The sequence below is a fragment of the Prevotella aurantiaca genome, from assembly GCF_015262605.1.
Taxonomy (GTDB): Bacteria; Bacteroidota; Bacteroidia; order Bacteroidales; family Bacteroidaceae; genus Prevotella; species Prevotella aurantiaca.
This window is the reverse complement of the sequence record NZ_JABZSJ010000034.1, coordinates 20,386-27,003: the sequence shown is the minus strand read 5'-3', so window position 1 is coordinate 27,003 and position 6,618 is coordinate 20,386. Positions and strand designations below refer to the sequence as shown.

Below are 6,618 nucleotides of genomic sequence, written 5' to 3'. Positions count from 1 at the left end.
TATAAACAAATAATTTACAGGATAATATACTATGAATCAGAGGAATATTAGGTTTTTAAGGGAGGACTATTTAACTATGATAAACTTATCTTGTTGTAATAACAACATTGTTTCTAATTTTATTCACATTTATTGCCTAATAATAAATAAAAATGTTAATTTTGTAGCGTGTTTCTTCAGAGACACAATGACATCGTTGAAAAAATAAGAGGCGTTATGCTTATCTTGTACTTGAAAACGTAGGAAATTTTCAAATTGGATACAAGGATAGCATAGTGGTTCTCACACTATAGAGTGGGCTGCTATTGTTACATCTGTATCCAAGGTTTCCTACGATCTTCAAGTAGAGTGTGGCATACAGTTCCACGCTTCGTGTTAAAAGGTATATAGTATGATTTTTAAATGGCTTAAAAAACTGTTTGGATTATATGATAGTTCACCAACTGAAATCCTTTCAAATGGTGAACTCAAGCCATCTGCACCTAAATCGCTTTGTGATGAATTTGACAAAAGAAAAGAACGTGTAAAGCAAAATAGGGACAAACTTAAACAATCATCAACTGATTGGTATGTTTTAAATATTCCTCCCCAAAAAGATGAATTACAAACTCGTGTCTTTTCACCGCATAAATTTGAGAATATACCTTCTCTCCAAGCTTTAAAAGATGAAAGATTAAGAAAAGAGGCATATGAATTAAAAGAACGAGAGGAAAAGGCAAAATTATTATTGGATAAACTTGAAATCCTTATTGCGCAGCGAAAGTGTCAAGAGGCAAAGCAAATAATGGATGAAATTACGCATGAAATAGTGCGTACAAAAGATTCGATTATAATAAAACAATACGCGAATATACAAAAATCATTATCTGGATTAGAAAAAGAATTAGAACATGAAAGATTTGTTAAGTTAGCCGAATAGCAAAAACGTAAAGAGGAAGAAGAACGTAAGAAAAGAGAAAGAGAAAAAAAGGAAAAGGTAGAGAATGAAAAAAGGATAACAGAAGAACTAATACGGCGACAGCAGGAAGCAAATAGACTTGCGGAAGAAGCCCGAAAAAAAGAACAAGCCGAACAAGCGGAAAGGCAAAGATTGGAATCGTTGTCTGCTGAACGCAAAGAAAATTGGCTTGCATTCAAGCAAGTATTGGAAAATAATGGTATCCGCTATTTGTATCATTTTACAGATAGAAGGAATATTCCATCCATAAAACGGCATGGAGGGTTATTGTCTTGGAGTTATTGTGAAAAGCATAAAATCGACATACCGAATCCCGGAGGCGGGAATTTAAGCCGTAATTTGGATGAGATGCGGAATTTACAAGACTATGTTCGTTTGAGCTTCACAACAGAACATCCTATGATGTATGTTGCCATGAAAGATGGGAGAATTAGTAATCCTGTCATTCTAAGGATAGATCCAAGTGTGGTATATTTGCAGCATACAATGTATGCAGACATGAATGCTACAACTACGAAACGAACACCTAATATAGGCAAATCCTTGGAAGATTTTAAGAAAATACATTTTTCCACCGTTAAGGCACATAAACATTTTGATTTAGACGAAAATGAACGACCGTATTTCCAAGCGGAAGTAATGGTCATGACATTCATTCCCAAGAAATATATTATAAACCTTGATACTTTTTGATTATGATATACATAGAAAGTAGGAAACGAAAATTGGAGAAGATAAAAGAAGAATATCCAGACGCTGTAATCTTGGATATCACTTCTAACTCAGAGACTCGGTATGCAAAGATTCTGAGTCCATTTTATCCTCATGGGAACATTCCTATTCCTTTTACTGACGGATTAAAGGCAACTTGTGTTGAAGCTGTGTGGCAAGGGTTAAAGGTCTTTGAAGGTGTAGGCGTTGATTTTGCAACATTTAAGAATGACACCATGCGTGATTTGAAAAGAACGGTACGGAAATATGGTGCACCCAAAGGACACAGTAAGGGTGCATACAGCAAAGAATTGTTGGGGTATTTTGAAGCAAGAATGCTCATTTATCTTCCTACCTATAAATGGGTGTTAGATAATGTGCTAGAAGTCCACCATGTTGTAGAGAGAATAAAGGAACAAAGCAAAATTCAAGATATAGTCTTACTTGACTATAATACAAATATAGATTTTCGTGATATTTCAAAACCTATGTCTCATGCTGGCTTGGTAAAATTATATATAGAGGGTAAATATCCTGATAATATGGATAATTACAAGCCTATGAACAAGGAGGAAATAGAAGAGAAAAAAATCAGAGAAAAAGAATTTAAGAAAGAGTTAAAGAAAAAAGCGAAAGAAAAGAGAAAGGAACAAACCAACAATTTGTTCGACGAAATCAAATAATCAAAAAAATATAATGACAATGAATAATTTACATGAATATATCGGCTTGATTGTTGCTATAATAGTTGTCTTGATTGTTATTGCAGCCCAAATCTATAGCTTTCTTAAAACAAAGAAAAAAATTTCAGAATTGGAAGGTCTATTTAAAGATGTTGATAATTTGTCTCTCAAAGAAACATCGATAACATCTGGTATCTTGCAAAATAAGTCCTCATTACAGAAGTTCTTGCAGAACATACCTTCCCGTTATAGCGATGAAGATGATAGCGGTGATGAATATACAGATTTGTCGTTGATAGTTCCTCAAAACAGAAATATCTATGGGAAATTAGGATTGATTATTTATCGCACTAATGAATATTTGTGCAAAAACACTGGAACAAGCGCAGATTTGGGAATACTTGAAGATATTTGTGATAGTCAAAAAGGAGCATTAGAAGATGAAATACATAATAGCCTTAACGTTCCTCTCTATTTAGGTTTAGCAGGCACATTCGTTGGTATAATTACGGGGCTGATAGGGGTTGATTTCAATCAGATTTTTGGCGAAACTGATAATTTAAGTGGATTGCAGCACCTTTTGTATGGTATTATAGCAGCCATGTGCGCAAGTTTACTGGGATTGGGCTTTACTGTATATAATAGCGCTATATCATATAAATCTGCTGTAGCCAAATCCAATGAGGGCAAAGAAGAATACATGAACTTTTTAAGAAGAGAGTTGATGCCGTTATTATCAAATAGTATGGCTTCAAGTCTAAATTCATTAAAAGGTGTGCTTGGACATTTTGTGGACAAGTTCGGACGTAATCTTGATGCGTATGCTAATTCGGCAGAATTATTGAATGACAATCTTGAAAAACAGCATCTTGTCTTAGCCGAAATAAATAAACTGAGCCTTACGCAAACGGCTAATAAAATAGCTGCAACATTTATGCAGTTAAAAGATTCTGCCGCTTCTTTAAATGTTTTCAAATCTTATCAAGAACAACTTAATTCTACCATAGCAAATGTATCAGGTATTGTTAATCAAACTCAAACAATCATTGATAAGTTCAAGGACTTTTCTACAGGATTGTCTGTGGTGGTCAGTAATCAAAACAAGACAACAGAACTTCAACGAGAATTTCAAGAAGCCATAACGACTCATTTTCCAACAGGAGCAGAAGCAAGGGATATTTGGAGAAAGGAATTTGATTTGTTTATATCTGAAGGGAAGCAAGTATCTGAAAGCTTATCTACCCAACTTACGGCTTCAACAGAACATATACAAAATTTTGTGGCTAATAATAAAGAGTTCTTTGATACATTTGATAAATTGAAAGAAGTGCTTGATACAATGATACAATATACGCAAGTTCAAGCGGAATGTTATAAGGATATGAAAGGCGAAATCTTAAACCTTAGAACAGATTATCATAACGCTCAACTTGAGAGCATAGAGTTGAACAAATCTATTCTTAAGGCAATAGAAACAATGACAAAATCTATTAAGGACTTAAAAGAAGAAAAGTAATTATGCCAAGAAACAGAAGTAACACTTTCTGGTTAAGTTATTCTGACCTCATGACAAGCTTGTTTTTTATTATGCTTGTTCTATTTATAGTGTGCGTTGTTAAAATGAAAGGCATTAATGACCAATTAGATAAAGAGGTAAATGCTAAAGAAGAACAGCTCAGAAAAATCGAAGAACTAAATAACTCTATTAAAGAGATAGATAATAAGTATTTCACATACGATGAGCAATTTAAGAGGCATACATTAAAAGACATTGAAGTATCTTTTAATACCTATAGTTCTAATATTTATGATATAGAGCAAGAGCAACTTGATAAATTACTTAAAGCAGGTCTGGCAATCGCCCATTTTATGAATAGTGCCAAAAGCAAAATTCCAGAAGCTCAATATATGCTTATCATAGAAGGACAATCATCAAAAGATTATTATACAAGAAATTATGAGCTTAGCTATGAAAGAGCATTAGCCTTAATCAAATTCTGGTCAAGTAATGGTATTGAGTTCGATTCACTTGGCAATTGTGAGGTTCTAATTTCAGGAAGTGGACAATCAAGTAAATTTAGAGTTCAACCTGATATTAGAGGGAATAAAGATAACCAACGATTCGTTATTCACATAATCCCCAAACCCGGCATCATAGAATAAATCAAAAAAGGTAGTCAAATGATAGTATACTAAACCCCATTTGATTACCTTTATATAACTGCAATAAAGCTAATCTTAAATAATGCAAAAACACCCAATTCTACATTCTCGGGTGTAAAATTGGGTGTTTATTTCACAATTTGCTGATTTTCAGCGTTTATTGCGGAGAGAGAGGAAAATGAATATTCCTTGTATCTCCTTGTATCATAGTTCTTTATAAACTTTCTTCTTTTCTGTGTAGCCAAATTGTAGCCACAATAGAGTATTTTGAGAGTACACGTGGATACTGCTGTCGAAACACGTTCTTGTGTTTCTTGGGTTCAAAAGTACTAAAAATATGAACATGCTCCAAATATTTGATAGAAAACGTTATAGAGCTTTCAGTTTATTTTTACCGGACAGTAATATTTACAAATACAAAGATAAGAAAAGTAGGGGCTTCACACTTTTTTAAGACTGTACCATAAAAAAACAGATATGCCCATACGAACATATCTGTTTATATTATAAAGATATAATTTACAAAGATTATTCAGCCTTTCCTTCTTCTGAAGGCTCCTCTGTTGAAGGTGTTTCAATTGAAGGATTTTCTGTCTCAACCTTTTTTGTAGAACGACGGCTACGGCGTGTCTTCTTAACTTCTGCTTTAGGCGCCTTAGCCATATTCTCATCATAATCAACCAACTCTATAAAAGCTATAGGAGCTGCATCACCTTTACGGAAACCGAGCTTTATTACACGAGTATAACCGCCTGGACGATCACCAATCTTAACAGAAATTTCTTTGAACAATTCGCTTACAGCTTCTTTGTCTTGTAAATAACGGAATACAACACGACGTGAATTTGTAGTATCATTCTTAGAACGTGTAATTAAAGGCTCAACAAACTTCTTTAAAGCTTTAGCCTTTGCAAGGGTCGTAGTGATTCTTTTGTGCTTAATCAAAGATACTGCCATATTAGAAAGCATAGCACTACGATGACTAGCAGTACGACCCAAATGGTTGAATTTCTTATTATGTCTCATTTTAAATTTTCTTATTGAGGACCAAAATGAATTTCTGTGGACAAAACCAGCTTAGGATCTATGTCGTACAGTAAATTTATTCTCTGTCCAATTTATACTTTGTAATGTCGGTTCCAAACGTAAGATTCAGACTCTCGAGCAAATCATCAAGCTCAGAAAGCGATTTCTTACCAAAGTTGCGGAACTTTAAGAGATCAGTCTTATTGTATTGTACAAGATCACCGAGTGTTTCAACATCAGCTGCCTTCAGGCAATTGAGTGCACGAACACTAAGGTTGAGAGTAGAATCAGTTAACTTAGTCTTAAGTAACTGACGCATGTGCAATACTTCCTCATCAAATTCTTGGTTGCCCTCCTGATCAGGATTCTCTAACATTATCTTCTCGTCTGAGAACAACATAAAGTGATAAATAAGGATTTTAGCTGCTTCTTTAAGCGCTTCCTTTGGGTGAATAGAACCATCTGTTGCAACTTCAATAACAAGTTTATCATAGTCGGTCTTTTGCTCAACACGATATGGCTCAACTGAATATTTTACGTTGCGTATTGGGGTGTAGATTGAATCGATTGGTAGTACATTTACATCAGTGCAGAATTCACGATTCTCTTCAGCAGAAACGTAACCACGTCCCTTGTTGATAGTCAAATCAATCTGCATTGTTGCTTTTGAGTCTAAATGACAAATCACCAAATCAGGATTTAACACTTCAAATCCAGTCAGATACTTACCAATATCACCTGCTTTGAATTCTGTTGAATTCTCTACTGTGATACTAACTTTCTCATTCTCGAATTCTTCTACTACTTGCTTGAATCGAACTTGTTTGAGATTCAAAATGATGTTAGTAACATCTTCCTTAACGCCAGGAACTGTAGAAAACTCATGCTCAACACCAGCTATACGGATAGTGTTGATAGCATAACCTTCTAATGACGAAAGAAGTATGCGGCGCAAAGAGTTACCAATGGTAATTCCGAAGCCAGGCTCTAGCGGACGAAATTCGAATTTACCGAACTGGTCGTTAGCCTCCAGCATCACTACTTTATCAGGTTTTTGAAATGCTAATATCGCCATTA

Annotated in this window: 7 protein-coding genes; 5 read left to right on the top strand and 2 right to left on the bottom strand. The window is 34.5% G+C overall.

What is annotated here, in order from left to right; translation table 11 throughout:
- The first annotated feature begins 391 nt into the window (after positions 1–391).
- The 5 genes from HXN26_RS07155 to HXN26_RS07135 all read left to right on the top strand — a co-directional run bounded on the left by HXN26_RS07155 (position 392) and on the right by HXN26_RS07135 (position 4,515).
- Positions 392–919, top strand: a complete 528-nt coding sequence (locus HXN26_RS07155) for a hypothetical protein (protein ID WP_273160057.1) — start codon at positions 392–394, stop codon at positions 917–919.
- A gap of 171 nt (positions 920–1,090) precedes the next feature.
- Positions 1,091–1,651 carry a DUF4433 domain-containing protein gene (locus HXN26_RS07150; RefSeq protein WP_337954481.1) on the top strand — a complete coding sequence of 187 codons (561 nt, stop codon included), beginning with the start codon at positions 1,091–1,093 and terminating at the stop codon, positions 1,649–1,651.
- Between the two features lie 2 nt (positions 1,652–1,653).
- The gene (locus tag HXN26_RS07145) at positions 1,654–2,352 is read left to right on the top strand and encodes a DUF6939 family protein (RefSeq protein ID WP_273160055.1); all 699 of its coding nucleotides are present in this window, start codon (positions 1,654–1,656) and stop codon (positions 2,350–2,352) included.
- Between the two features lie 19 nt (positions 2,353–2,371).
- Positions 2,372–3,868 carry a hypothetical protein gene (locus HXN26_RS07140; protein WP_273160053.1) on the top strand — a complete coding sequence of 499 codons (1,497 nt, stop codon included), beginning with the start codon at positions 2,372–2,374 and terminating at the stop codon, positions 3,866–3,868.
- Positions 3,869–3,972: 104 nt separating this feature from the next.
- Positions 3,973–4,515, top strand: a complete 543-nt coding sequence (locus HXN26_RS07135) for a hypothetical protein (RefSeq protein ID WP_273160051.1) — start codon at positions 3,973–3,975, stop codon at positions 4,513–4,515.
- 528 nt (positions 4,516–5,043) lie between these two features.
- On the opposite strand, the gene rplQ is transcribed toward HXN26_RS07135, so the two are convergent.
- On the bottom strand, positions 5,044–5,541 hold the full coding sequence (gene rplQ, locus HXN26_RS07130; protein WP_115082877.1) for a 50S ribosomal protein L17: 498 nt from the start codon (positions 5,539–5,541) through the stop codon (positions 5,044–5,046).
- 76 nt (positions 5,542–5,617) lie between these two features.
- Positions 5,618–6,616, bottom strand: coding sequence for a DNA-directed RNA polymerase subunit alpha (locus tag HXN26_RS07125; RefSeq protein ID WP_025000462.1), 999 nt, complete (start codon positions 6,614–6,616; stop codon positions 5,618–5,620).
- Positions 6,617–6,618: the final 2 nt, after the last annotated feature.

Excerpts from the sequence above, each read along its gene's own strand:
- rplQ (WP_115082877.1), bottom strand. The coding sequence starts at position 5,541 with ATGAGACATAATAAGAAATTCAACCATTTGGGTCGTACTGCTAGTCAT.
- HXN26_RS07135 (WP_273160051.1), top strand. The coding sequence starts at position 3,973 with ATGAAAGGCATTAATGACCAATTAGATAAAGAGGTAAATGCTAAAGAA.
- HXN26_RS07140 (WP_273160053.1), top strand. The coding sequence starts at position 2,372 with ATGAATAATTTACATGAATATATCGGCTTGATTGTTGCTATAATAGTT.
- HXN26_RS07125 (WP_025000462.1), bottom strand. The coding sequence starts at position 6,616 with ATGGCGATATTAGCATTTCAAAAACCTGATAAAGTAGTGATGCTGGAG.
- HXN26_RS07155 (WP_273160057.1), top strand. The coding sequence starts at position 392 with ATGATTTTTAAATGGCTTAAAAAACTGTTTGGATTATATGATAGTTCA.
- HXN26_RS07145 (WP_273160055.1), top strand. The coding sequence starts at position 1,654 with ATGATATACATAGAAAGTAGGAAACGAAAATTGGAGAAGATAAAAGAA.